The following is a 24,766-nucleotide window of genomic DNA, read 5'->3' on the forward strand; positions in this document are numbered from 1 at the left end:
GCTATGTTAATTGCAGAATTGGCATTTGTCAGCACTCAATATAACCACGCAATTTTAAGGTGTTTGGCTTTGCTGAACGTTTGTTTATTAAATGCGTTCAGGATTTGCAGCGACTTGGCTACATATTGTGACCCGCACACTAGTGACGTTGCACATCCCTTGTTACACTCCGCACTAAGAACAAGACATCTATGAAGGAATACTGAATGTACACTGCGGAAGAAAAGGCGCGTATTAAATGGGCTTGTCGTCGTGGCATGCTTGAGCTTGACGTGGTGATTATGCCGTTTTTTGAAGAGTGCTTTGAAGCACTGAATGAACAAGAGCAGCGTGATTTTGTCTCATTATTAGAATGTGATGACCCAGATCTGTTTACTTGGGTGATGGGACACGGTCGCAGCGAAAACCTAGGTCATGCATCGATGGTTGATAAAATTGTCGCGCACAACCTCAGCAAGGTTCGTTAATCTCAAGGTTAACACTTCTCTGTACGCCCAAATTGCCAACCAACTTCTTCTCCTAGGTTGCGTTTGGGCGCTTATCTGCTCTGCTATCCCACTCGTCTTATCAACTTATCTGTTATTACTGATTCTTCGCTGCCAAATGCAGGGCGGTTTTGTCGTGCCTTCTGCTCGTGGTGGCTGGTATTTACATCGTGATGGCACGGTACGTAATGACAAGCAAACCTCTACATTATCGAGCGTTGATGTGTCGGCGGCGATGTTCAAAGTCACGTTTGAATTAACGTCGGGGGAAAAAGTCACGATTTGGCGAGACAGTTGTGAAGACGTGGCATATCGTCAACTGTGTTTGATATTACGACAATGGAAAATGGGAGCCGAAGCTCCCATTTGATCTTATATCTGACTCTTACTTTTTAGTGTCAGTGCTATTTGTTTGGCGTAAGAATTGTTGGACCACTATTTTCTAGCTGATTTGGATAATCCAAGGTGTAGTGCAGACCACGACTCTCTTTACGCTGCATCGCGCAACGCACCATTAGCTCTGCGACTTGCAGCAGGTTACGTAGCTCTAGCAAGTTGTTTGATACGCGGAAGTGACTGTAGTACTCATGCGTCTCTTGTTGCAGCATCTGAATACGACGCAGTGCGCGTTCAAGACGTTTATCGGTACGAACGATACCCATGTAATCCCACATAAATAGGCGCAGCTCATGCCAGTTATGTTGGATGATCACTTCTTCATCACTGTTGGTCACTTGGCTTTCATCCCAACATGGAACCTGCGATGCTAGTTCTACTTCGCTGTGATGTTTAAGAATGTCTTTGGCTGCCGACCATGCGTAAACCACACACTCAAGTAGTGAGTTCGATGCCATACGGTTCGCGCCGTGCAAGCCTGTATAGCTCACTTCACCAATCGCATAGAGGTTCTTCAGGTCGGTATGACCATTTTGATCGACCATGACGCCGCCGCATGTGTAGTGCGCCGCAGGTACAATTGGGATCGGCTCTTTAGTCATGTCGATACCCAAATCCATCAAACGAGAGTAGATAGTTGGGAAATGCTTAGTAATGAAATCCGCAGGCTTATGGCTGATATCGAGATACATGCAATCAGCACCTAAGCGCTTCATTTCGAAGTCGATCGCGCGAGCCACGACATCACGTGGAGCAAGCTCTTTACGCTCGTCGAAATCCGGCATAAAACGTGAACCGTCTGGACGACGTAAATACGCCCCCTCACCACGCAATGCTTCAGTCAACAAGAAGTTACGTGCTTCTGGGTGGTAAAGACAGGTTGGGTGGAATTGGTTGAACTCTAGGTTCGCAACACGACAACCTGCACGCCACGCGATTGCGATACCATCACCAGATGACACGTCTGGGTTAGAAGTGTATTGGTAAACTTTGGAAGCGCCGCCCGTTGCGAGAACAACAAATTTAGCGCGAACAGTTTCAACTTGTTCTTCGTTGCGGTTCCAAATATAAGCGCCAATGATCTTGTTTTTGTCGCCGCCGATTTTATCTTCGGTGATCAAATCCAGAGCATTATGGCGCTCAAGAACATGAATGTTTGGGTGGCTGTGTGCATTGTCTTGTAGAGAGGTTTGCATTGCCATGCCAGTGGCATCAGCAGCGTGCAAAATACGTCGACGGCTGTGACCGCCTTCGCGAGTTAAGTGATAACGTGGCTCATCGTCAGAATCATCATCTTCACGATCGAATGGTACACCACCATCAATCAACCACTGTACACACTCTTTTGAGTTTTCCGCGATGAACTTAACTGTCTCTTCATCACAGATTCCATCCCCGGCAATTTGCGTATCTTCAACGTGAGACTCAATGGTGTCCGACTCATCAAATACGGCAGCGATACCACCTTGCGCGTAATACGTTGCGCCTTCGCTGCGCGGTCCTTTACTTAGAACCATTACCTTACAGTGGTTTGCGACACGCAAAGCCAACGACAAGCCCGCGGCGCCACTCCCTACCACTAACACATCACATTCATGTTCACGATTTGTGTTCATATTACTTTTACAATCCCAAGCTAAGGTAACAAGGCTACCTTGTGTATATTTTGCACACCATGTGCATTCCATTAACGCGACATCCGTCGCTAAGGGCTAAGTTGGGAGACGTATCGAAATCGGCGTTACCTTGGTGACTTCAGCCACTCTTATTTTGCCATGCCTTGGGCATGCAGATGCTTCCTGAGTTTTGTTTGTAACGCGATGTTCTGATAGCCATTAGCCATGCAAATGAAAAGTAATAGTTTGTCAATGCCATTGCTTTTCTATGCTCTACCCAGCACAATCTGGGACAGAGATCATCCATTATACCCATTTCCCCACCAGTATGCTCGCTTGTCAAAACGAGACTTAAGTCGGACGAGGAGCGGGATTTGGCTAGTGACATCACACTGTGAAAAAACAATGACAAAAAATTTGAGAAACCATGGAACTTTCTCATTCACGTCAGGGTCACAATAGTGCTCAAGTAAGCAGTGGTGTCAATACTACGTTTTGCATAATTAGTACCCATATCTGAGAAGAGTAGGGGCATAACAAATAGGAGTATCCGCTCGAATGAACGAGCAGCTGACCGATCAAGTATTGATTGAGCGAGTTCAGAATGGCGATAAGCAAGCATTCAACCTGCTGGTAACAAAGTACCAGAACAAGGTATGTAACCTTATCTCCAGATACGTAAGTAATCCTGGCGATGTTCCAGATGTAGCACAAGAAGCGTTTATCAAGGCTTACCGAGCTATCCCTAGTTTTCGTGGGGAGAGTGCGTTTTACACGTGGCTGTATCGCATTGCAGTGAATACTGCGAAAAATCACATCGTTGCTCAAGGTCGTAGACCACCTGCAACAGACGTTGATGCTGAAGAAGCTGAATTTTACGAAACAGGTAATGCACTTAAAGAAATTTCGAACCCTGAGAACTTAACGTTGTCCAAAGAATTGCAACGGGTAGTGTTCAGTGCAATCGAAGCCTTACCTGAAGATTTAAAAACCGCAATGACTCTGCGCGAGCTTGATGGCTTGAGCTACGAGGAAATTGCTGAAGTAATGGATTGCCCGGTGGGAACGGTACGATCGCGTATCTTCCGTGCTCGTGAGGCGGTGGAAAAGAAAATCAAACCTCTTTTGCAGCGCTAGTACAAGTGATAACTATGGTGAAAATAATGGCTGACAAAGAAAAACTTTCAGCTCTCATGGATGGAGAATTGGTCGATAAGGCTTTAATTCAAGAATTAGAGCAAGACCAAGAGAGCCGTGATGCTTGGCAGAACTATCACCTGATTGGTGATGTGATGCGAGGCGAAGCGCCAGCAAAGCCTGAGTGGAATATTGCTGAAAGCGTAGCGTTAGCGTTAGAAGACGAGCCTGTGCATCGTGCTATCGATTCGCGCAGTGCTAACGTAATTTCAATTAACGACGCGCCAAAAGAGTCGCAACCAGAGCCACAAAAAGCGAAACGCCAGTTGCCTGCATGGTTGACTCAGTTTGGTCAAGTTGCCGTTGCTGCGTGTGTGTCACTTGTTGTGATATTAGGCGTTCAACAGTACGGCGGTAGCGACCCAATGTCGCCACAAGCTGACCAACTTCCTGTGCTTCAGACTGTGCCATTTGCGGGCAGCGCTGAACCAGTAAGCTTGACGCGTGAATCCGTAGAGCGTTCCGTTGGTGAAGCAAATATGCAAGAGCAACGCAAACGCGTTCATGCTATGCTTCGTGACTACGAACTGCAGCTAAGAATTAACAGTGATGCGTCTCAACAAGATGCACATCTGACACCGGATATTGAATGAAAAAATTTCTGATCAGCGCTTGCGCTCTGTTCAGTCTGATGTCTTCGCAAGCCTTTGCTGGTGATAAGCCAGCGGAGGCTTTATTGCATCAAATGAGCGAGGCGAGCAAGAATTTAAGTTACGAACTCTCTTATATCCTTATCAAAAAGAACAGCATTGAACCTTTGCTGTATCGTCACGCGACTCACGACAAAGACCAGTACGCACATCTTGTGTATTTGAGTGGTCCTGTACGTGAAGTGATCCGTCGCGGCACAGAAGTAAGCTATATCGAAACTGGCGCAGAACCGTTTACCATCGAATCGGGTAAAATGGTTGCTCCAATCATGCCGATGCTGAACGCTAACATCGACGAGCTAAACTTGTACTACGACTACGTAAAAGTAGGTCGTGCCCGTGAGGCTGGTGTTCCAACACAAGTGCTGCGCATCGTGCCAAAAGATGGGCTACGTTACTCTTACGTATTGTGGATTGATGAGAAGAGTAAACTGCCACTGCGTGCTGATCTCGTTGATCGTGATGGTGAAATGCTTGAGCAGTACCGTACTATTTCTTACTCAGTGAACCCTAAGATTGGTGAACTGATGAGTGGTTTGGAAGAGGTTCAATTACCCGCGGTTCTGACAATGCCAAAAGGCGATATCGGTACCAGTAACTGGACCGTGGGTTGGACACCTGAAGGGTTCCATCCCAATGAACTGAATCGTTACCGCATGGCAGTGACTGACCAAATGGTAGAAAGCCAACTTTACTCTGATGGACTATTTAGCTTTTCAGTGTATGTAGCTGACAAAGACGAGCACTCGTTGAAAGGTCAACTGGTTCGTCAAGGTCGCCGCACATTGCACAGCTTTGTCAGCGGCAACCATGAAATCTCAGTTGTTGGTGATATTCCGCCGGCAACGGCTCAGCGTATCGCACAATCGGTCACTTTTAATGTAACAAAGAGTGAAGTGCAATGATGACTGCATTGGCTACCGTGACGGGCGTTCACCGTCACGGTCAGCAATATGATGTCGATATCAGCTGCGAGCAACAGACCAGTTGCAGCAGCTGTTCATCGCAAAAAAGCTGCGGCACAGGCGTGGTTACCAAAGCGATCGGTAACAAAACGCTGTCGTGGCATTTGCGTACCCCAAAATCCGTCAAAGTTGGTCAGGTCGTGGAAATTGGTTTCCCCGAAGCAAGCCTTATCAAATCAGCTATGGCGGTCTACCTTCTTCCTTTGTTTGGTTTGATTCTCGGTGCTGTAATTGGCAACTTCCTGATAGTACCTTTAACCGCAGGCGGTGAGGGCATTACCATCCTAGCTTCGGTATTGTTCGCAGCAGGTGGTATGTGGCTCGCAAAACGTGTGTCACGCCCACTAGAAGATGAGTCAAAACGCCAAGTCACCCTCATTCGAGTTCTCGGTGAACCTATTCAATAAGTTCTAGACTTTAAATAAGGTGCGCCCGTTAACGAAATTGGGTAGAATCTGCCAACTTGATTGAAATGCCGTCAACAGACGGCTTTCTTACTGTCCCTATTTGTAAAGAGTTAGTCACCCTAAATCTATGAAGCACATTCGTAACTTTTCGATTATCGCCCACATCGACCATGGTAAGTCGACCCTATCTGACCGTCTAATCCAAGTTTGTGGTGGATTAAGCGATCGTGAAATGGCCGCACAGGTTCTGGATTCTATGGATCTTGAACGTGAGCGTGGTATCACCATCAAATCTCAGAGTGTGACGCTGAACTACACCGCTAAAGACGGCGAAACGTACCAGTTGAACTTCATCGATACTCCGGGACACGTTGACTTTGCGTACGAAGTATCACGTTCTCTAGCTGCTTGTGAAGGCGCGCTACTGGTGGTTGACGCAGGTCAGGGTGTAGAGGCTCAAACCCTAGCTAACTGTTACACCGCAATCGAAATGGATCTAGAGGTTGTGCCAATCCTGAACAAGATTGACCTACCAGCTGCCGATCCCGAGCGTGTAGCGGAAGAAATTGAAGAGATCGTTGGTATCGATGCAATGGAAGCAACCCGCTGTTCTGCGAAGACAGGTCTAGGTGTTGACGACGTTCTAGAAAACATCGTATCAGCAATTCCAGCACCAGAAGGTGATCCAGACGCGCCACTTCAAGCGCTGATCATCGACTCATGGTTCGATAACTACCTTGGCGTTGTTTCTTTGGTTCGTATTAAAAACGGTTCACTGAAGAAAAACGACAAGATTAAAGTAATGAGCACAGGTCAAACTTGGGGTGTGGATCGTCTAGGTATCTTCACGCCTAAGCAAGTGGACACTGATGTTCTGCGTACTGGCGAAGTAGGCTGGGTAGTTTGTGGTATCAAAGACATCCTAGGCGCACCAGTAGGTGATACGCTGACGCTAGCGAAAAACGGCAGCGAGAAGCCACTTCCAGGCTTTAAGAAAGTAAAACCTCAGGTATACGCGGGTCTGTTCCCAGTATCTTCTGATGATTACGAAAACTTCCGTGACGCACTAGGTAAACTTAGCCTAAACGATGCATCGCTATTCTACGAGCCAGAAAACTCAGCAGCACTAGGCTTTGGTTTCCGTTGTGGTTTCCTAGGCATGCTGCACATGGAAATCATCCAAGAGCGTCTAGAGCGTGAATACGATCTTGACCTAATTACAACGGCACCAACGGTAGTTTACGAAGTAGAACAAACTAACGGTGAGACTCTGTACGTTGATAGCCCTGCAAAACTGCCAGCGGTTAACGACATCGAAGAGATCCGTGAGCCTATCGCGCGCTGTAACATCCTAGTACCAGCGGACTACCTAGGTAACGTAATCACACTATGTGTTGAGAAGCGTGGCGTTCAGGTGGACATGGTTTACCACGGTAACCAAGTTGCGATCACTTACGACATCCCAATGGCAGAAGTGGTACTGGACTTCTTCGACCGTTTGAAGTCGACATCACGTGGCTACGCGTCTCTGGATTACAACTTCCAACGCTTTGAAGCATCGAACATGGTACGTGTAGACGTACTACTGAACGGCGACAAAGTGGATGCGCTAGCGCTGATTACGCATAAAGATCAGTCTCAGACTCGTGGTCGTCAGCTTGTTGAGAAAATGAAAGAGTTCATTCCTCGTCAGATGTTCGACATCGCGATCCAAGCGGCTATCGGTAACCACATCATCGCACGTTCTACAGTGAAACAGCTACGTAAGAACGTAATCGCGAAATGTTACGGTGGTGACGTGAGTCGTAAGAAGAAACTTCTGAAGAAACAGAAAGAAGGTAAGAAACGTATGAAGCAGATCGGTAACGTAGAGCTGCCTCAAGAAGCGTTCCTAGCAATTCTTCACGTTGGTAAAGACTAGAGTTGAACTATCTCGTGCTCTTGTCTGTCATAAGACGTTAGATAGTAAAATAAGTGAAAGGGTTTCGGCTCTTTCACTTTCGTATTTTTAGATAAGGGAATTTAATGGCGAATACATTCTCACTGATTCTAGTTATCGTGACTTTGGTAACTGGCGTAGTTTGGCTACTAGAAAAGCTGGTGTTTGCGAAAAAACGTCAAGCGAAAGTAGCGGAGATCCAAGCGCAAACAACCAATGGTCTGGATGCGGTGACGCTACAAAAAGTAGAAAGCCAACCGTGGTGGGTAGAGAACAGCGTTTCTATCTTCCCAGTGATTGCATTCGTATTGGTATTACGTTCTTTTATCTATGAACCGTTCCAAATCCCTTCAGGCTCAATGATGCCAACCCTACTAGTAGGTGACTTCATTTTGGTGGAGAAATACGCGTACGGATTGAAAGATCCGGTATGGCGCACGCAGCTAGTGGAAACTGGCAAGCCTGAGCGTGGCGACATCGTGGTATTCAAGTACCCACCACAGCCAAACGTTGACTACATTAAACGTGTGGTAGGTTTGCCTGGTGATACCGTTCGTTACTCTGCGGATAAGCAGGTATGTATTCAATCGAAAGGTGAGTCATCTTGTAAGCCAGTTAAGCTGAACAATGTTGAAGAAAGTCAATTCATCCAAAACGGTATTCCTCTGATTCAGATGAATGAAAAACTGGGTGAAGTTGAGCACCAAATTTTGGTGAACCCATTAACTCGTGACCGCGTGCAGAACTACCAACCACGTCCAGGTGTTAACGAGTGGGTTGTACCACAAGGTCAGTACTTCGTTATGGGTGATAACCGTGACAACAGTGCAGACAGCCGTTACTGGGGCTTTGTTCCAGAAGCAAACTTAGTCGGTAAAGCTGTTGCGATCTGGATCAGCTTCGAGTTTGATCGTGGCGCAGATAGTGTTCTACCTTCATGGATTCCAACTGGTGTGCGTTTTAACCGCGTCGGTGGCATTCACTAACCATTACATATCGAGAGAGTATGAATTCTCCAATTGAGAAACTAGAGAGAAAGCTCGGCTACCAATTTAAGGATGCTGGGCTTATCAACTTGGCGCTGACTCACCGCAGCGCCAATAGTAAGCACAATGAACGTCTTGAGTTTCTGGGCGATTCAATTTTAAGTTTTGTCATCGCTGATGATCTGTACCATCGTTTCCCGAAAGTGAACGAAGGTGACATGAGCCGTATGCGCGCGACCTTGGTTCGTGGGCACACATTGGCGGAACTGGGTCGTGAATTCGATCTAGGAGATTATTTAAAATTAGGTCCAGGTGAATTGAAGAGTGGCGGATTCCGCCGAGACTCTATTCTAGCCGATGCGGTAGAAGCCATTATTGGTGCGATTTACCTTGATAGTGATATTGAACAAGTTCGCGGTATCGTACTGAGCTGGTACAACTCGCGTCTTGAGGCGATTAAGCCTGGTGTATCACAAAAAGATCCAAAAACTCGCCTACAAGAGTTCCTGCAAGGCAGAAGAAAACCGCTGCCTGTCTACACAGTGACTAATATTAAAGGTGAAGCGCACAACCAAGAGTTCACGGTTGAGTGTGACGTAGCAGGTGTGGATAAGCCTGTAATTGGTAAAGGCACCAGCCGCCGCAAGGCAGAACAAGCGGCTGCAGAAACGGCACTTGAGCAATTAACGAATGGCTGATAACGAATTCGACATCGATGCGTTTTTCGCATCACACGGTGAAGTAAGTTCACCAGAGAACCAACACTGTGGCTTCATTGCGATTGTTGGTCGTCCAAACGTAGGCAAATCGACACTTCTGAACAAAATCTTGGGTCAGAAGATTTCGATCACGTCTCGTAAACCGCAAACGACGCGTCACCGCATCATGGGCGTGGATACAGATGGCGATTACCAAGCGATCTACGTAGATACACCGGGACTTCATATTGAAGAAAAACGTGCCATCAACCGTTTGATGAACCGTGCGGCAAACTCATCTCTAAGTGATGTGAACCTAGTATTCTTCTTGGTCGACGGTACGCATTGGACCAAAGACGATGAGATGGTGCTGACTAAGCTTCAAAAGTCGAACTTCCCTGTTGTGCTTTGTGTGAACAAGGTAGACAACGTGCAAGATCGTAACGAAGTGATGATGCACATGGCCGACATGTCTAAGAAGATGGACTTCGTTGACGTTGTGCCTATCTCTGCAAAGCAAGGTAAGAACATCGACGTACTGCGCAAGCATGTTCGCGATCACTTGCCAGAAGCAACGCACCACTTCCCAGAAGAATACGTAACAGACCGCTCTCAACGTTTCATGGCGTCTGAAATCGTGCGTGAAAAGCTGATGCGTTTTACTGGTGAAGAGCTGCCATATTCAGTAACGGTTGAGATTGAGCGCTTCGATTACAACCCAGAAACGGACGGTTTCCATATCAACGCCCTGATTCTTGTTGAACGTAATGGTCAGAAGAAAATGGTGATTGGTAAAGGCGGCGAGAAGATCAAGACAATTGGTCGTGAAGCACGTCTAGATATGGAAGAGCTGTTCGGTCGTAAGGTTTACCTAGAGACTTGGGTAAAAGTGAAATCTGGTTGGGCAGACGACGAACGTGCACTGCGCTCACTAGGTTACATCGACGACCTATAAGTTTGGTTGCTTGTAAGTTTGGTAACGAAGACACTTCGTTCCAACATCGACTAAAATATAATATCGATTAAAATAAGGAGCCACTTGGCTCCTTATTTTTTATTACCGACTTAGGCACACTGATTGAAATGAGCAACCAGTCTTCAGAAGGCTTCCAGCGCTGCTTTGTATTGCACCGACGCCCTTACAGTGAATCGAGCTTAATCCTTGATGTATTCAGCGAGGAGTATGGTCGTATCACGTTGATGGCGAAAGGTGCGCGCAGCAAACGCTCCAATCTGAAAGGGGCATTACAGCCTTTCACGCCACTATTGCTGAAATGGTCCGGCAAAGGTTCGATGAAAACCTTACGTCAGGCTGAGCCAATCAGTTTAGGCTTGCCGTTGTTCGGGATAAACCTTTATTCCGCGATGTACGTAAATGAATTAGTCGGACGCGTGTTAATGGCGGAAGTGCCGATGCCTGCGCTATTTCATGATTACCTGCATGCACTAACGGAATTGGCTCAGAGTGATAACCCTGAACCGGGGTTGCGTCGTTTTGAATTGGCCCTGCTGTCTTCAATGGGCTATGGCGTCGATTTCTTACATTGTGCCGGGACAGGTGAGCCAGTCGATCCTGAGATGACTTACCGTTATCGTGAGCAAAAGGGATTCATAGCTTCAGTAAGGCGCGACAACCTGACATTTTTAGGTAATGAATTGATTGCGATTAGCGAACGGCGATTCGTCACTAAAGAGCAATTAAAAGCGGCGAAACGCTTTACACGTATGGCATTAAAGCCGTATCTTGGCGGCAAACCTTTAAAAAGTCGCGAATTATTCATTCAGACATATCGAGCACGGAGTAACGGAAAATGAGCTCAATCTACTTAGGCGTTAATATCGACCATATTGCCACTCTACGTAATGCACGTGGTACTAAATACCCAGATCCAGTTCATGCTGCTGAGATCGCAGAGCGTGCAGGTGCTGACGGTATTACCATCCACCTACGTGAAGACCGTCGCCACATTCTAGATCGTGACGTTCGCATCCTACGTGAAACCATTCAAACTCGTATGAACCTTGAAATGGCAGTAACGGACGAGATGGTTGAGATTGCGCTACAAACTAAGCCTGAGTTCGTTTGTCTGGTTCCTGAAAAACGTGAAGAGTTGACAACAGAAGGTGGTCTGGATGTTGTCGGTCAACTTGAGAAAGTGAAAGCGGCAACGCAAAAGCTAACTGAAGCGGGCATTAAAGTCTCTCTATTCATCGATGCTGACCGTCAACAGATCGATGCGGCAAAAGCTTGTGGCGCACCTTACATTGAGCTTCACACAGGTCACTACGCAGATGCGACAACAGAAGAAGATCAGCAAGATGAACTGAAGAAGATTGCAGCAGGCGCAAGCTACGCTGATGACCTAGGTATCATCGTAAACGCAGGTCACGGTCTGACTTACCACAACGTTGCACCAATCGCGGCACTGCCAGAAATCTACGAGCTTAACATCGGTCACTCGATCATTGGTCGTGCGGTTTTCGATGGTTTAGAAAAATCTGTGGCAGAAATGAAAGCCATCATGGTTGCGGCTCGTAAATAACCAGATTTAAGCATGGCAATTTTAGGATTAGGTACTGACATCGCAGAGATTGAGCGCATTGAAAAAGCGCTCGGTCGAACGGGTGAACCCTTCGCAAAGCGCATTTTGTCGCAAGATGAAATGGTAAAGTTTACTGAATTGAAGCAAAAAGGGCGCTACCTTGCGAAGCGTTTCGCAGTAAAAGAGGCTGCCTCAAAAGCGCTAGGTACAGGCATCGCAAAAGGCGTGACCTTCCATGATTTTACAGTTTCGAATGATGAGTTCGGTAAACCGATATTGACCTTATCCGGTGTGGCGAAGCAAATCGCCGAGTCGATGGGCGTCAATCATGTTCATCTGTCGATTTCGGATGAACGTCATTACGCGGTCGCGACGGTGATTTTTGAATCCTAACTTAGCCTGATTACGGATTAATAACCGAATACGAAAAAGCCAGAGTTGATGCTCTGGCTTTTTTATGTCTCTGATTTAATACGTTATTTTCTACTGTTCAAGATAGAGTTTCGCTGTCGTGGTGACTTTAATCATCTCATCTTGCAGTTCGAACATTTCCGGTTCGATGTCTTCGATGTCAGCGCCCGAGCGCAGTGCTTGTTCCAAGGTTGCACACAGAGACTTTAATCTCGGCACGCCACAGTAAGAGCTGCTGCCGTGAAGTTTATGTACCACATGGATAAGGTCATCACGCGAGAAGTCTTCTTGTTCTAATGCTTGATCGACCACTTCTTCTACCTCAGGAATAAAATCAATCAGCATGCGCAGCATGTCTTTGGCTAAGTCTTCCTTGTTGGCACTTTGTTTCAATGCCGCTTGCCAGTCGATGATGACATCTTGCTGTGGCTTTTCTGGCGCTGATGGCGCAGTTTCCACAACTGGTTCGACATAGGATGGCGCAATTTTATCGACACTCTCAGTACAGGTATTTGGGTTCCAGTGGACCAAAACCTGTTGCAGTACATGCTCTTCGATTGGTTTGGTTAGGTAGTCATCCATCCCCGCTGCTAATAGTCGGTCACGCTCGCCCGCCATGGCATGCGCGGTCACCGCAATCACTGGGGTGTCTTTGTTCAGCTCTAGCTCTTTAATATGCTGACAAGCCGTCACGCCGTCCATCAATGGCATTTGAATGTCCATGAAGATCAGATCGTATTTCTTCTCAGTCGCAAGATTCACCGCTTGCTGACCATTGCTGCACGCTGTTACCGTTTCTACACGCTCTTTCAATAGCGCAGAGATCAGTTTCAAGTTAGCTGGGTTATCGTCGACCGCAAGTACCGTCAGTGGTAAGCGTTCATTCACTACAGGCTCAATTGGAGCAATTACCGCTTGAGGCGTTTCGACATGATCTGTGATCAGACTTTGTAGAAGCTTACGACGCGATAGTGGCTTGGTCAGACATTGGATCTGATGGTCGTTCATCACTTGATCTGCCAGTGCTAGTTCGGTACTTGGCGTACCCATGATCACACTCGGCGCCATGCGTTTGGCTTGTTCAATCCAAGCCGCTACCGATTGATCATCGTAGGTTTGGTTGGCAGCCAAGTTCAACAAGACGTAATCGTAGTTCTCGTCGTTCTCTGGCAGTGAAGAGCGGTAGGTCACCAGAATGCCTTCTTGGCTCAGGATCTGCTGTGTCACTGACGCCGCTTGCATGTTCGGTTCAACCAACAGCAATTGCTTACCAGTTAGTAGTTCGACTTCAATCAGATCGCTCATTGGCATTTCAGTTGAGTGCAAGCGAACCGTAAACCAGAAGGTTGAACCTTGGTGTAGGCGGCTGGTTAGACTTATTTCGCCGCCCATCTGGCTTACCAGTTTCTGAGTGATAACCAGACCCAGACCGGTACCACCATAGCGACGTGAAATACTCGCATCTGCTTGGCTAAACGCTTGGAACAACTGCGCTTGCTGACGCTCAGAGATACCAATACCAGTATCGCGCACCATGAATTGCAGTTCGACCGAATCACCAGATTGTGAGCGCATCTCAACGCTGATGTCGATGTTACCGCGCTCAGTAAACTTGATGGAGTTGCCGACTAAGTTGGTGAGGATTTGTTGGATACGAAGTGGGTCACCCACCAAGCCTTGCGGGATCTTCGGATCCACTTTCAAGGTGATTTCCAAACCTTTCTCGTGCGCGCTGGTGGCTTGTAGGTTGATTACTTCTTCTAAGCTTTCTCGGAATTCAAACGGAATGTTTTCCAGTGCTAGCTTACCGGCTTCTAGTTTCGAGAAGTCGAGGATGTCGTTGATGATGTTCAGTAGGTTGTTCGCTGACTTCTCAATTGTCTGCAAGTAATCCGTTTGGCTGTTCGAGAGCTGTGTTTTCAGCATTTGACGGGTAAAGCCAATCACGCCATTCAGCGGAGTACGAAGTTCGTGAGACATGTTCGCCAAGAATTCGGACTTCACGCGTGCTGCTTCTTGGGCACGCTTCTTCGCGATGTCTAACTCCACGTTCTGAATCTCTAGCTGTTCCAGAGTCTCACGCAAGTCTGATGTCGCTTGGTCTATACTGTGCTGCATCTCAACGTGGTATTCCGACAGCGAGACCGCCATGGCGTTGATACCGTTTTTCAGTTGGTCCAACTCACCGTGCATTTTGCCTTCGATACGCACATCAAGGTGACCACGACGAATGCGGTCCACAACGTTCTTCATGTGGGTGATCGGCTGGGTTACATCATGCATGAGGCGAGAGGCGAACACACTCGCGAGACCAAGACCAAGGATCAACACCAAGAAGGCAGAGAAGACTTCTTGATATTGCTGCAAGCGAAGTGACGAAAGATCCATTTCTACGGCGATGTAGCCGATGGCTTTTGTGCCCTGATTCTCATTTGAGAGCTCCGAAAGATAGTGACCTTCAGATAGAATCGGCACGCGCAGAATAAGCGAGTTATCGAAGATTTCTGAGTCCCCTAACTGCGGGATCGGCTTATCCTTCGGGAACATCAGAGCTTCAAAATTGGGATGGAAGTTAGAAGTGACAAAAAGCTCATGATTTTCATCGAACACCGCGATACTACGAACCAGTTTCGAGTTTTTGCGGTGGGCATAACTGATAAGGCGACGAACGGCCTCGCGGCTTTCGGAAAGCAGGTGAGTTTCACTGGCAATCGCAAGCGGTTCGATAATGCTATTACCTGTGGTGATAACTTGTTTCTCTAGGTCTTGGTAGCGGTTGAATGAGAAAAAGCCGCTCAGTAATAAACCAATAATAAGAGTGGGAGCGAGAGTTAGTGTAATTACACGTGCTCTTAAGCCATATCTGGTCATGTTATCTAATTACATCGGAGTCTGGATATGGGAAAATAACGCATTATTTCTCAAGCGCACGATAAAGCCTTGAGCAAAAAAGTGACGTCACCGGATAAACGGTAAGCATAATCAAGTCACTCGAATCACACAACGGCTGCAAGCAAGAATAGTGAAGCAGTAGAGCAATTAGACACAAATCAGGCACAGAGCATGGCACGTATCTTTCAACCTAAAAAGAAAACGCAACTGAATACCCGCCACCAAGCGGTACAAGTGGAGCGTTTGGATCACCACGGCGCAGGCATTGCTTACCTTAAGAAGAAGCCATTATTTATTGATGGTGCGCTGCCGGGTGAGGAAGTGGTAACCCAATTGGTGGAAGAAAAGAGCAAGTTCGCTCGCGGTAAGTTGATTAAAATCCTTAAACCGAGTGAAGCTCGCGTGGAGCCATTTTGTCCCCATTACCATGAGTGTGGTGGCTGTGATCTGCAGCATCTGAACTATGACCAACAATTGACGCACAAGCAGCAAACGCTTCGTCAGTTGATGAGAAAATTTGCCGGCAGTGATATCGAGTTGGATGCGCCTGTGTTGGGTGAATCTCTTGGCTACCGTCGCCGTGCTCGTGTGAGCTTGTTCGTGGATAAAAAGACTCGTCAGTTGCACTTTGGTTTCCGTAAGAAACAGAGTAAGCAAATCGCGCAAGTGACAGACTGCCCAGTGCTCGCGCCTGAGTTGAATGTGCTATTGCCAGAAATCTACTCGACGTTAAAAGCGTTTAAGAAGCCAGAGCAACTTGGTCACGTAGAGTTGGTGCTAGGCGATAATGGTCCATGCATTACATTGCGCCATCTAAGCAAGTTGACCGAAAAAGAGACCAATTCGTTGGTGGAATTGGCGAAGCGTCACAATGCATCGCTCTACTTAATGCCAGAAACGGATCAGCTTGATTTGATTGAAGGTGAAGTGCCTTTCTATCAAGAAGCGGGTGTCACCGTGCCATTTACGCCAAATAACTTTATTCAAGTGAACCAAGCGGTAAACCAGAAAATGGTCGCTCAGGCAGTAGAGTGGTTAGACCCACAAAGTGATGAACGAGTGTTAGATTTGTTCTGTGGCCTGGGTAACTTCAGTTTGCCTATTGCGAAACGTGCAAAACACGTGTTTGGCGTAGAAGGCGTGGCAGAAATGGTGGAAAAGGCGGCAAATAATGCATCTTTGAACCAAATCAATAACGCGCAATTTTATCACGCTAACCTTGAGCAGGATTTTGAAGGGCAAGTTTGGGCGGCTGAACAATTCGACAAAGTGCTGCTTGATCCGGCACGTGCGGGCGCGAGTGGGATCATCGATCAAGTTTCTGCGCTTGGCGCACAGCGTGTAGTTTATGTTTCGTGTAATCCTGCTACCCTTGCAAGGGATAGCCAGAGCTTGCTGGAGCAAGGCTACCAATTGACCAAATTAGGTATGCTGGACATGTTCCCTCATACCAGCCATCTAGAATCGATGGCACTGTTTGAAAAGTCCTGATAATTGGGACTTTGTTGATCACTTACACGTGGTGGGTGGTCAATAAGCCAACGCTTAAAGCTTGGCGAAAGAACTAACCTGGATGGTGTTAGTCAAACCACACAAATATAATAATTAGGATGATGAGATGGTTGCGGTAAGAAGCGCGCATTTAAACCAAGATGAACAGTTTGAACTTGAAAACTGGGTGGCTAGCCTAGGTCAAGAGAAGAACACAGCGAAACGCTTAACCGAAGTGTATCGTGACTGCCAATCTGTGTTGGCGGATAACGAACAGGCGGAGCTTTTGTTGTGGCGTGGACGAGAGATGATCGAAATCTTGATCACCTTGTCGATGGACAAAGCGACACTTGTCGCGGCGCAACTGTTCCCTTTGGTCTCAAGTGGTGCTTTTGATAGAGAGCTCCTTGAGGAAAAATACAGCAAAGAAATCATTAAGCTGATCGATGGTGTCGACGAAATGGCGGCAATTGGTCAACTAAATGTAACAATGGATGGTGGTGCTGCCTCGTCTCAAGTAGATAACGTTCGTCGCATGCTGTTGGCAATGGTGGATGATTTCCGCTGCGTGGTCATCAAGCTGGCGGAACGTATCTGCAACCTGATTGAAGTAAAAAAAGCGCCGGACGAAGTTCGTCGTGCTGCGGCAAAAGAGTGTGCAAACATCTATGCGCCTCTGGCAAACCGCCTTGGTATTGGTCAGTTGAAGTGGGAAATCGAAGATTACGCCTTCCGCTACCAACAACCAGAAACCTACAAGCAAATCGCGAAGCAATTGGCTGAGCGTCGTATTGTCCGTGAACAATACATCAAAGACTTTGTCGACGACCTTACCCAAGAAATGACCGTATGCGGCATCAACGCAGAAGTCAGTGGTCGTCCAAAGCACATCTACAGTATCTGGCGCAAAATGCAGAAGAAGAGTCTGGCGTTTGATGAATTATTTGACGTACGAGCAGTACGTATCATCGCTGACAAACTTCAAGACTGTTATGCCGCTCTAGGTGTGGTTCACACCAAATACAAACACCTACCAAGCGAGTTCGACGATTACGTAGCGAACCCGAAACCAAACGGCTACCAGTCTATCCATACCGTGATTCTTGGTCCTGAAGGCAAGACCATTGAGATCCAGATTCGTACTAAAGAGATGCACGAAGATTCTGAGCTAGGTGTTGCTGCGCACTGGAAATACAAAGAAGGTGCAAGCAGCCGCAGCGGTTACGATGAGAAGATAACATGGCTACGTAAGCTACTCGATTGGCAAGAAGAGATGTCTGACTCTGGCGAGATGTTGGACGAGCTACGTAGTCAGGTATTTGATGACCGCGTGTATGCCTTTACCCCACGTGGCGATGTTGTCGACCTACCAATGGGCGCAACACCGCTCGATTTCGCTTACCACATTCACTCCGAAGTGGGTCACCGTTGTATCGGCGCTAAAGTTGCGGGTCGTATTGTACCGTTCACCCATAAACTGCAAATGGGTGATCAGGTTGAAATCATCACCCAGAAAGAACCAAACCCTTCACGTGACTGGTTGAACCCGACTCTGGGCTTTGTGACGTCGAGCCGAGCACGTGCGAAAATCAACGCATGGTTCCGCAAACAAAGTCGTGAGAAGAACCTAGAAGCGGGTCGTGAAATCCTAGAGCACGAATTGGCGAAAATCGGCGCGACACTGAAAGACGCAGATCACTACGCACTAAAACGCTTTAACGTTAATAGCGCCGATGAATTGTATGTTGGTATTGGTAGTGGTGACTTGCGCATTAACCAGATCATCAACCACATCAACGCGTTAGTGAACAAGCCAACCGCGGAAGAGGAAGACCAGCAAGCGCTGGAAAAACTGCAAGAAGCAGAAAATCGCGCGCCAGCGCAAAGCCGTCCGAAGAAAGATGCGGTTGTGGTAGAAGGTGTCGATAACTTAATGACACACCTAGCGCGCTGTTGTCAGCCGATCCCAGGTGATGAGATCTCAGGTTACATCACTCAAGGTCGTGGTATTTCGGTGCACCGTAGTGACTGTGAGCAACTAGAAGAACTTCGTCATCACGCACCAGAACGTATCATTGATACCGTCTGGGGGAGCGGCTTTGTCGGCTCTTACATCTTGACGGTTCGTGTTGAAGCGATGGAGCGTGGTGGTCTACTAAAAGACATCACAACGCTATTTGCGAACGAGAAAATCAAAGTCACCAGCATGAAGAGTCGCGTCGATTACCGCACGCAAATGTCGATCATGGACTTTGACCTTGAAGTGACCAACCTTGAGGTGTTCTCACGCGTTTCGAAACGTGTTGAGCAGATCAAGGATGTTATGTCGGTGAAACGCTTAGGCTAATTTTTACGTCGTATTTGGCTTTCTAGCGGCGTTAGCTGCACTTATATCCGGAATGCCGGCCCAGACCCATCTCATAGACAAGCTATGCTCATGGGTCTCATAAGTTTGCTGCCTTGCCAGAAGAACCAACTACTTAGTAAAAACAGTTAGAAAACAAATTAAAGGTGAGTGGTTTTGGCTGCTCACCTTTTTCTTTAGATAGAAAGGTTTAAAGGAACAGAAAATGAGTCATCCAATTGAACAGTTAGAACAAATCATGGCGAAGTTGCGTGACCCAGAAAGCGGTTGCCCTTGGGACTTAAAGCAGACCTTCGACACCATTGTTCCTCACACTATTGAAGAAACCTACGAAGTGGTGGATGCGATTCAAAACCGCGATTGGTCGAACTTGCAAGAAGAGTTGGGGGACTTATTGTTCCAAGTGATTTTCTACAGCCAAATGGCGAAAGAGCAGGGATTGTTCGAGTTTTCTGATGTGGTGGAAACCGTTAACGAGAAGCTGACGCGTCGTCACCCGCATGTTTTTTCAGAAGTAGAATTCGATTCTGAAGAAGCGATTAACGCCAACTGGGAAGCGGAAAAAGCCAAAGAGAAAGCACAATTAGGCAAAGCTGAAGAAAGTATCCTAGACTCAATACCAAACTCTCTACCTGCGCTTTCGCGTGCTACAAAGATCCAGAAAAAGTGCGCAAAATTCGGCTTTGATTGGGACTCGCTTGGTCCCGTTGTCGGAAAAGTACAGGAAGAAATTGAAGAGGTAATGGAAGAAGTGCTTCAAATTACTCCGGATGAGGAGAAAGTTGAACTCGAATTAGGCGATCTTTTATTTGCTACCGTGAACCTATCTCGTCACCTAGGGAAAGACCCTGAAGTGGCACTGGCAAAAGCCAACTTAAAGTTCTCGAAACGCTTTAAAGGCGTGGAAACTAAAGTTGCAGCGCACGGTAAACAGCTGGCAGACTTTACTCTAGATGAACTCGATTCCATGTGGGATGAAGTGAAACGAGAAGAGCGAAGCTGAAATTGCATGAATACTCGACTTTGATTTGAAGCAAAAAATAAAAAATTACGGTGTGATAGATTTCACGTTGTGGCGGTTAGGAGCTTCTGGTATATTTACGTCCCGTCCAGAAGCACTCCATTTCCCTCATTCAACCAATTTCAGGTTAAACATGACGACAAATTACATTTTTGTTACTGGCGGGGTTGTATCCTCTCTAGGTAAAGGTATTGCAGCAGCATCTCTTGCAGCTATTCTAGAAGCTCGTGGTCTTAAAGTGACTATGATGAAGCTTGACCCTTACATCAACGTTGATCCAGGCACAATGAGCCCAACTCAACACGGTGAAGTGTTTGTTACGGAAGATGGCGCAGAGACTGACCTTGACCTTGGTCACTACGAGCGTTTCATCCGCACCAAGATGACTAAGCGTAACAACTTCACTGCTGGTCGTGTTTATGCAGACGTACTACGTAAAGAACGTCGCGGCGATTACCTAGGTGCAACCATTCAGGTTATCCCTCACATCACTAACGCTATCAAAGACCGCGTAATCGCAGGTTCTGAAGGTCATGATGTTGCTATCGTTGAAGTCGGTGGTACGGTAGGTGATATCGAATCACTACCATTTATGGAAGCTATCCGTCAGCTTGCTGTAGAACTAGGTCGTGAACGTGCAATGTTCATGCACCTAACGCTAGTTCCTTACCTAGCAGCTGCAGGTGAAGTGAAAACTAAGCCAACTCAGCACTCTGTTAAAGAGCTGCTATCTATCGGTATCCAACCAGATATTCTTGTTTGCCGCTCTGATCGTATGATCCCAGCGAACGAGCGTAAGAAAATTGCGCTATTCTGTAACGTTCCTGAGAAAGCGGTAATCTCAATGAAGGACGTAGATTCAATCTACAAGATCCCTCAACTTGTTAAGTCTCAAGGTCTAGATGACCTAGTTTGTGCTCGCTTTGGTATCAACGCACCAGAAGCTGACCTGTCTGAATGGGAACAGGTTATCTATGAAGAAGCGAACCCAACTGGCGAAGTAACTATCGGTATGGTCGGTAAATACATCGAACTACCAGATGCTTACAAGTCAGTAAACGAAGCACTTAAACACGCAGGCTTGAAAAACCGTCTAAACGTCACAATTAAATACGTAGACTCTCAAGATGTTGAGACGAAAGGCGTAGAAGTACTTGAAGGTCTAGATGCAATCCTAGTACCTGGCGGCTTCGGTGACCGTGGTATCGAAGGTAAGATTCGCGCAGCACAATACGCTCGTGAAAACAAAGTACCTTACCTAGGTATCTGTCTAGGCATGCAAGTAGCACTGATCGAATACGCGCGCAACGTAGCGGGTATGGAAGGTGCACATTCAACAGAATTTAACAAAGACACTAAGTACCCTGTGGTAGGTTTGATCACTGAATGGGTAGACGGCGAAGGTAAAGTTGAAGAACGTACTGAAACGTCTGACCTAGGTGGTACGATGCGTCTTGGTTCACAGCTATGTCACCTAGAGAAAGGGACGAAAGCTCGTGAACTATACGGTAGCGCGACAGTTCACGAACGTCACCGTCACCGTTACGAAGTAAACAACGTTCTTCGTCCGCAAATCGAAAAAGCAGGTCTGAAAGTATCTGGTCTATCAGCGGACAAGAAACTAGTGGAAATGATTGAGAACCCAGCTCACCCATGGTTTGTAGCGGCTCAATTCCACCCAGAATTCACCTCGACTCCTCGCGATGGTCACCCACTATTCGCAGGTTTCGTTAAAGCTGCTGGTCAAAACGCTCGCGGCGAATTCGAGAAGTAAAAGGATACGGGCGGCGGCGAAGGTTGTGCTGCTGCCCTTTAAAATTGACATTTATATTTGAACGAGAGGAAACATTAATGTCTAAGATCGTTAAAGTTCTAGGTCGTGAAATCATCGACTCACGTGGTAACCCAACTGTAGAAGCTGAAGTACACCTAGAAGGCGGTTTCGTAGGTATGGCGGCAGCTCCATCTGGCGCATCTACTGGTTCTCGCGAAGCTCTTGAGCTACGTGACGGTGACAAAGCACGTTTCCTAGGTAAAGGTGTTCTTAAAGCTGTTGAAGCTGTAAACGGCGCAATCGCTGAAGCTCTAGTTGGCAAAGACGCTAAAGACCAAGCTGCAATCGACGCAGTAATGATCGAACTAGACGGCACTGAAAACAAATCTAAGTTCGGTGCGAACGCTATCCTAGCTGTTTCTCTAGCAAACGCTAAAGCTGCTGCAGCGGCTAAAGGCATGCCTCTATACGAGCACATCGCTGAGCTAAACGGCACAGCTGGTCAGTTCTCTATGCCTCTACCAATGATGAACATCATCAACGGTGGTGAGCACGCAGACAACAACGTTGACATCCAAGAGTTCATGATCCAACCAGTTGGTGCTAAGACTCTTAAAGAAGGTCTACGTATCGGTGCTGAAGTATTCCACAACCTAGCTAAAGTTCTTAAGTCTAAAGGCTACAGCACTGCAGTTGGTGACGAAGGTGGTTTCGCTCCAAACCTTAAGTCTAACGCTGAAGCTCTAGAAGTTATCGCAGAAGCTGTTGCAGCTGCTGGTTACGAACTAGGTAAAGACGTTACTCTAGCTATGGACTGTGCAGCATCTGAGTTCTTCGACAAAGAAGCTGGCATCTACAACATGAAAGGCGAAGGTAAAACTTTCACTTCTGAAGAGTTCAACCACTACCTAGCTGAGCTAGCTAACCAATTCCCAATCGTTTCTATCGAAGACGGTCTAGACGAGTCTGATTGGGCTGGCTTCAAGCACCAAACAGAACTACTAGGTGACAAGCTTCAACTAGTAGGTGACGACCTATTCGTTACTAACACTAAGATCCTTGCTGAAGGTATCGAGAAAGGCGTAGCTAACTCTATCCTTATCAAGTTCAACCAAATCGGTTCTCTAACTGAGACTCTAGCTGCAATCAAGATGGCTAAAGACGCAGGTTACACAGCAGTAATCTCTCACCGTTCTGGCGAAACTGAAGATGCAACTATCGCTGACCTAGCGGTAGGTACAGCTGCAGGTCAAATCAAAACTGGTTCTATGAGCCGTTCTGACCGTGTTGCTAAGTACAACCAACTAATCCGTATCGAGGAAGCTCTAGGTGAGCGCGCTCCTTTCAACGGTCTTAAAGAAGTTAAAGGTCAAGCTTAATTCTTAACTGAATTAACAGCTTAACTTAAAGCTTTTGAAAACGCCTCGCACTTGCGGGGCGTTTTTTTATATGACGGAAGCTCTAAGTGAGCGCGCTCCTCCATGTTTCAAGGAAGCGGTCTCAAAGAAGTTAAAGGCCAGGCTTAATTCTTAACTGAGTTAACGGCTTAACTTAAAGCTTTTGAAAACACCTCGCACTTGCGGGGCGTTTTTGTATCTAACATATGAGAACGCTATGCTTCGAGAGGCAGGAACGGGCTTCGCCCTTCGGGAGCGCTTCTCTTCGAAAGGTAGGAGCGGACTTGGCTCTTCGAGAGCACTTCACTTGGATACATGAGAACAGGCTTTGCTTTTGGATGTCTTTCGCTTACGTTGATTTGTCATTCCCTAGAACGACGAAGGAGAGAGTAGGGAATCTCTTTGTTTCATTTTGCTGCTTTTTTCCTGTAAGGAGCGTGTGAGTCTCTTTTTCTACCCTAGAGCCAACCACGCATTTATGCTATATATGTCACCTTATCTAATCCCTTCCGGTACAGAATGTTAGCAACGATATGCGAATCTTTGTTATAGCCCTTACGTTACTGTTTGGCTGGCTTCAATATACCCTCTGGTTTGGCAAAAACGGGGTGTCTGACTACTACACAGTAGAAGATGAAATTGAAGTGCAGCAGCAAGTAAACAGCAAGCTGCAAGCTCGTAATAACGAGATGTTCGCTGAGATTGATGACTTACGACAAGGTCTTGATGCAATCGAAGAACGTGCACGTCATGAACTTGGTTTGGTTAAAGATGGCGAAACCTTCTACCGAATTGTCGATGAGGAAGAGCATTAATATGTTGGATACTAACACTCCAACCCATATTGCTATTGTGCCAGCCGCAGGTGTTGGCAGTCGCATGAAGGCAGATCGCCCAAAACAATACCTGTTGATTGACGGCAAAGCGGTACTGGAACATACCGTAGAGAAACTGCTTTCTCACCCAAAAATTTCTAAGGTTGTCGTGGCTATTACCGACGGCGACCCATACTACCCTGAACTCTCCATTGCTCAGCACCCTGATGTGATTCGCGTGGCTGGTGGTAAAGAAAGGGCAGACTCTGTGTTATCAGGGCTAAACTATGTAAGTACACATCTGGAAAGCGAGTGGGTATTAGTCCACGACGCTGCAAGACCGTGTGTATTAACATCCGATATTGACCATTTGATCGACGTTTGTAGCGCACACCCAACTGGTGGCATCCTCGCATCTCCAGTGAGAGACACAATGAAGCGAGCAAACGCAGCACAAGATATCGATCATACGGTAGATAGAGAAGCATTGTGGCATGCATTAACTCCACAAATGTTTAAAACTCAGCAGCTTACCCAAGCGCTGGCTGACGCATTGGAACAAGGTGCAACCATTACTGATGAAGCTTCGGCTTTGGAATGGTTGGGCGAGAAGCCGGCTTTGGTTCAGGGGAATGCGAATAATATTAAAATTACTCAGCCAGAAGATCTTGCGTTAGCCGAGTTTTATCTCAGCCGTGAGCGCGGCGATTAAAGAAAG

At 46.9% G+C, this 24,766-nt stretch carries 22 protein-coding genes; 20 read left to right on the plus strand and 2 right to left on the minus strand.

What is annotated here, in order from left to right; all coding sequences use genetic code 11:
- Positions 1-206: 206 nt before the first annotated feature.
- Together OH463_RS12910 and OH463_RS12915 are read left to right on the plus strand one after the other, a co-directional pair.
- Entirely contained in the window at positions 207-467 is a 261-nt protein-coding gene (locus tag OH463_RS12910) for an FAD assembly factor SdhE (RefSeq protein WP_009698777.1), read from the plus strand.
- The gene (locus OH463_RS12915; protein WP_307718074.1) at positions 415-855 is read left to right on the plus strand and encodes a protein YgfX; all 441 of its coding nucleotides are present in this window, start codon (positions 415-417) and stop codon (positions 853-855) included. The genes OH463_RS12910 and OH463_RS12915 overlap by 53 nt, the downstream gene beginning before the upstream one ends.
- Before the next feature lie 34 nt (positions 856-889).
- Here the strand turns inward: OH463_RS12915 and nadB are convergent, their stop codons facing one another.
- A complete protein-coding gene (nadB, locus tag OH463_RS12920) occupies positions 890-2,497 on the minus strand; it encodes an L-aspartate oxidase (protein ID WP_005449783.1) in 1,608 nt (535 codons plus the stop codon).
- A 558-nt stretch (positions 2,498-3,055) separates the two neighbouring features.
- On the opposite strand from nadB, the gene rpoE reads away from it, so the two are divergent.
- The 11 genes from rpoE (at position 3,056) to acpS (ending at position 12,275) form a co-directional block, all read left to right on the plus strand.
- Positions 3,056-3,634, plus strand: coding sequence for an RNA polymerase sigma factor RpoE (rpoE, locus tag OH463_RS12925; RefSeq protein ID WP_005449784.1), 579 nt, complete (start codon positions 3,056-3,058; stop codon positions 3,632-3,634).
- 26 nt (positions 3,635-3,660) lie between these two features.
- Positions 3,661-4,287, plus strand: coding sequence for a sigma-E factor negative regulatory protein (locus OH463_RS12930; protein ID WP_005449785.1), 627 nt, complete (start codon positions 3,661-3,663; stop codon positions 4,285-4,287).
- Positions 4,284-5,249, plus strand: coding sequence for a sigma-E factor regulatory protein RseB (gene rseB, locus OH463_RS12935; protein ID WP_005449786.1), 966 nt, complete (start codon positions 4,284-4,286; stop codon positions 5,247-5,249). The genes OH463_RS12930 and rseB overlap by 4 nt, the downstream gene beginning before the upstream one ends.
- Positions 5,246-5,716, plus strand: a complete 471-nt coding sequence (locus OH463_RS12940; protein ID WP_269991429.1) for a SoxR reducing system RseC family protein — start codon at positions 5,246-5,248, stop codon at positions 5,714-5,716. Before rseB ends, OH463_RS12940 begins: the two co-directional genes overlap by 4 nt.
- A 127-nt stretch (positions 5,717-5,843) precedes the next feature.
- A complete protein-coding gene (gene lepA, locus OH463_RS12945; protein ID WP_005449790.1) occupies positions 5,844-7,637 on the plus strand; it encodes a translation elongation factor 4 in 1,794 nt (597 codons plus the stop codon).
- A 104-nt stretch (positions 7,638-7,741) separates the two neighbouring features.
- On the plus strand, positions 7,742-8,641 hold the full coding sequence (lepB, locus tag OH463_RS12950) for a signal peptidase I (RefSeq protein WP_005449792.1): 900 nt from the start codon (positions 7,742-7,744) through the stop codon (positions 8,639-8,641).
- Between the two features lie 20 nt (positions 8,642-8,661).
- Positions 8,662-9,339: a ribonuclease III gene (gene rnc, locus OH463_RS12955; RefSeq protein WP_005449793.1), complete on the plus strand. Its 678-nt coding sequence runs from the start codon at positions 8,662-8,664 to the stop codon at positions 9,337-9,339.
- Positions 9,332-10,294, plus strand: a complete 963-nt coding sequence (gene era / locus OH463_RS12960; protein WP_005449795.1) for a GTPase Era — start codon at positions 9,332-9,334, stop codon at positions 10,292-10,294. The genes rnc and era overlap by 8 nt, the downstream gene beginning before the upstream one ends.
- 128 nt (positions 10,295-10,422) lie before the next feature.
- Positions 10,423-11,154 (plus strand): DNA repair protein RecO, encoded by a 732-nt coding sequence (gene recO / locus OH463_RS12965; protein ID WP_005426504.1) that lies wholly within the window; start codon positions 10,423-10,425, stop codon positions 11,152-11,154.
- The gene (gene pdxJ, locus OH463_RS12970; protein ID WP_005426507.1) at positions 11,151-11,882 is read left to right on the plus strand and encodes a pyridoxine 5'-phosphate synthase; all 732 of its coding nucleotides are present in this window, start codon (positions 11,151-11,153) and stop codon (positions 11,880-11,882) included. The genes recO and pdxJ overlap by 4 nt, the downstream gene beginning before the upstream one ends.
- A gap of 12 nt (positions 11,883-11,894) precedes the next feature.
- On the plus strand, positions 11,895-12,275 hold the full coding sequence (gene acpS, locus OH463_RS12975) for a holo-ACP synthase (RefSeq protein WP_110415665.1): 381 nt from the start codon (positions 11,895-11,897) through the stop codon (positions 12,273-12,275).
- A gap of 90 nt (positions 12,276-12,365) precedes the next feature.
- On the opposite strand, the gene barA is transcribed toward acpS, so the two are convergent.
- On the minus strand, positions 12,366-15,164 hold the full coding sequence (barA, locus tag OH463_RS12980) for a two-component sensor histidine kinase BarA (RefSeq protein ID WP_005449799.1): 2,799 nt from the start codon (positions 15,162-15,164) through the stop codon (positions 12,366-12,368).
- A gap of 192 nt (positions 15,165-15,356) precedes the next feature.
- On the opposite strand from barA, the gene rlmD reads away from it, so the two are divergent.
- From rlmD to ispD, 7 genes are all read left to right on the plus strand, one after another.
- Entirely contained in the window at positions 15,357-16,676 is a 1,320-nt protein-coding gene (gene rlmD, locus OH463_RS12985) for a 23S rRNA (uracil(1939)-C(5))-methyltransferase RlmD (RefSeq protein WP_269991434.1), read from the plus strand.
- A 127-nt stretch (positions 16,677-16,803) separates the two neighbouring features.
- Positions 16,804-19,023 carry a GTP diphosphokinase gene (gene relA, locus OH463_RS12990; RefSeq protein WP_005449804.1) on the plus strand — a complete coding sequence of 740 codons (2,220 nt, stop codon included), beginning with the start codon at positions 16,804-16,806 and terminating at the stop codon, positions 19,021-19,023.
- Between the two features lie 223 nt (positions 19,024-19,246).
- The gene (gene mazG, locus OH463_RS12995; RefSeq protein WP_009698772.1) at positions 19,247-20,044 is read left to right on the plus strand and encodes a nucleoside triphosphate pyrophosphohydrolase; all 798 of its coding nucleotides are present in this window, start codon (positions 19,247-19,249) and stop codon (positions 20,042-20,044) included.
- A gap of 151 nt (positions 20,045-20,195) precedes the next feature.
- A complete protein-coding gene (locus OH463_RS13000) occupies positions 20,196-21,836 on the plus strand; it encodes a CTP synthase (RefSeq protein ID WP_005449808.1) in 1,641 nt (546 codons plus the stop codon).
- A gap of 77 nt (positions 21,837-21,913) precedes the next feature.
- The gene (gene eno / locus OH463_RS13005) at positions 21,914-23,215 is read left to right on the plus strand and encodes a phosphopyruvate hydratase (RefSeq protein ID WP_005425372.1); all 1,302 of its coding nucleotides are present in this window, start codon (positions 21,914-21,916) and stop codon (positions 23,213-23,215) included.
- A gap of 551 nt (positions 23,216-23,766) precedes the next feature.
- Positions 23,767-24,048, plus strand: coding sequence for a cell division protein FtsB (gene ftsB / locus OH463_RS13010; protein ID WP_005452106.1), 282 nt, complete (start codon positions 23,767-23,769; stop codon positions 24,046-24,048).
- A 1-nt stretch (position 24,049) separates the two neighbouring features.
- Positions 24,050-24,760: a 2-C-methyl-D-erythritol 4-phosphate cytidylyltransferase gene (gene ispD, locus OH463_RS13015; protein ID WP_033008767.1), complete on the plus strand. Its 711-nt coding sequence runs from the start codon at positions 24,050-24,052 to the stop codon at positions 24,758-24,760.
- The last annotated feature ends 6 nt before the right edge of the window (positions 24,761-24,766 follow it).

The sequence above is a fragment of the Vibrio sp. NFR genome, assembly GCF_027587095.1.
GTDB classification, from domain to species: domain Bacteria; phylum Pseudomonadota; class Gammaproteobacteria; order Enterobacterales; family Vibrionaceae; genus Vibrio; species Vibrio harveyi.

Coding starts and splice junctions, on each gene's coding strand:
- OH463_RS12910 (WP_009698777.1), top strand. CDS start 207: ATGTACACTGCGGAAGAAAAGGCGCGTATTAAATGGGCTTGTCGTCGT.
- OH463_RS12915 (WP_307718074.1), top strand. CDS start 415: ATGCATCGATGGTTGATAAAATTGTCGCGCACAACCTCAGCAAGGTTC.
- nadB (WP_005449783.1), bottom strand. CDS start 2,497: ATGAACACAAATCGTGAACATGAATGTGATGTGTTAGTGGTAGGGAGT.
- rpoE (WP_005449784.1), top strand. CDS start 3,056: ATGAACGAGCAGCTGACCGATCAAGTATTGATTGAGCGAGTTCAGAAT.
- OH463_RS12930 (WP_005449785.1), top strand. CDS start 3,661: ATGGCTGACAAAGAAAAACTTTCAGCTCTCATGGATGGAGAATTGGTC.
- rseB (WP_005449786.1), top strand. CDS start 4,284: ATGAAAAAATTTCTGATCAGCGCTTGCGCTCTGTTCAGTCTGATGTCT.
- OH463_RS12940 (WP_269991429.1), top strand. CDS start 5,246: ATGATGACTGCATTGGCTACCGTGACGGGCGTTCACCGTCACGGTCAG.
- lepA (WP_005449790.1), top strand. CDS start 5,844: ATGAAGCACATTCGTAACTTTTCGATTATCGCCCACATCGACCATGGT.
- lepB (WP_005449792.1), top strand. CDS start 7,742: ATGGCGAATACATTCTCACTGATTCTAGTTATCGTGACTTTGGTAACT.
- rnc (WP_005449793.1), top strand. CDS start 8,662: ATGAATTCTCCAATTGAGAAACTAGAGAGAAAGCTCGGCTACCAATTT.
- era (WP_005449795.1), top strand. CDS start 9,332: ATGGCTGATAACGAATTCGACATCGATGCGTTTTTCGCATCACACGGT.
- recO (WP_005426504.1), top strand. CDS start 10,423: ATGAGCAACCAGTCTTCAGAAGGCTTCCAGCGCTGCTTTGTATTGCAC.
- pdxJ (WP_005426507.1), top strand. CDS start 11,151: ATGAGCTCAATCTACTTAGGCGTTAATATCGACCATATTGCCACTCTA.
- acpS (WP_110415665.1), top strand. CDS start 11,895: ATGGCAATTTTAGGATTAGGTACTGACATCGCAGAGATTGAGCGCATT.
- barA (WP_005449799.1), bottom strand. CDS start 15,164: ATGACCAGATATGGCTTAAGAGCACGTGTAATTACACTAACTCTCGCT.
- rlmD (WP_269991434.1), top strand. CDS start 15,357: ATGGCACGTATCTTTCAACCTAAAAAGAAAACGCAACTGAATACCCGC.
- relA (WP_005449804.1), top strand. CDS start 16,804: ATGGTTGCGGTAAGAAGCGCGCATTTAAACCAAGATGAACAGTTTGAA.
- mazG (WP_009698772.1), top strand. CDS start 19,247: ATGAGTCATCCAATTGAACAGTTAGAACAAATCATGGCGAAGTTGCGT.
- OH463_RS13000 (WP_005449808.1), top strand. CDS start 20,196: ATGACGACAAATTACATTTTTGTTACTGGCGGGGTTGTATCCTCTCTA.
- eno (WP_005425372.1), top strand. CDS start 21,914: ATGTCTAAGATCGTTAAAGTTCTAGGTCGTGAAATCATCGACTCACGT.
- ftsB (WP_005452106.1), top strand. CDS start 23,767: ATGCGAATCTTTGTTATAGCCCTTACGTTACTGTTTGGCTGGCTTCAA.
- ispD (WP_033008767.1), top strand. CDS start 24,050: ATGTTGGATACTAACACTCCAACCCATATTGCTATTGTGCCAGCCGCA.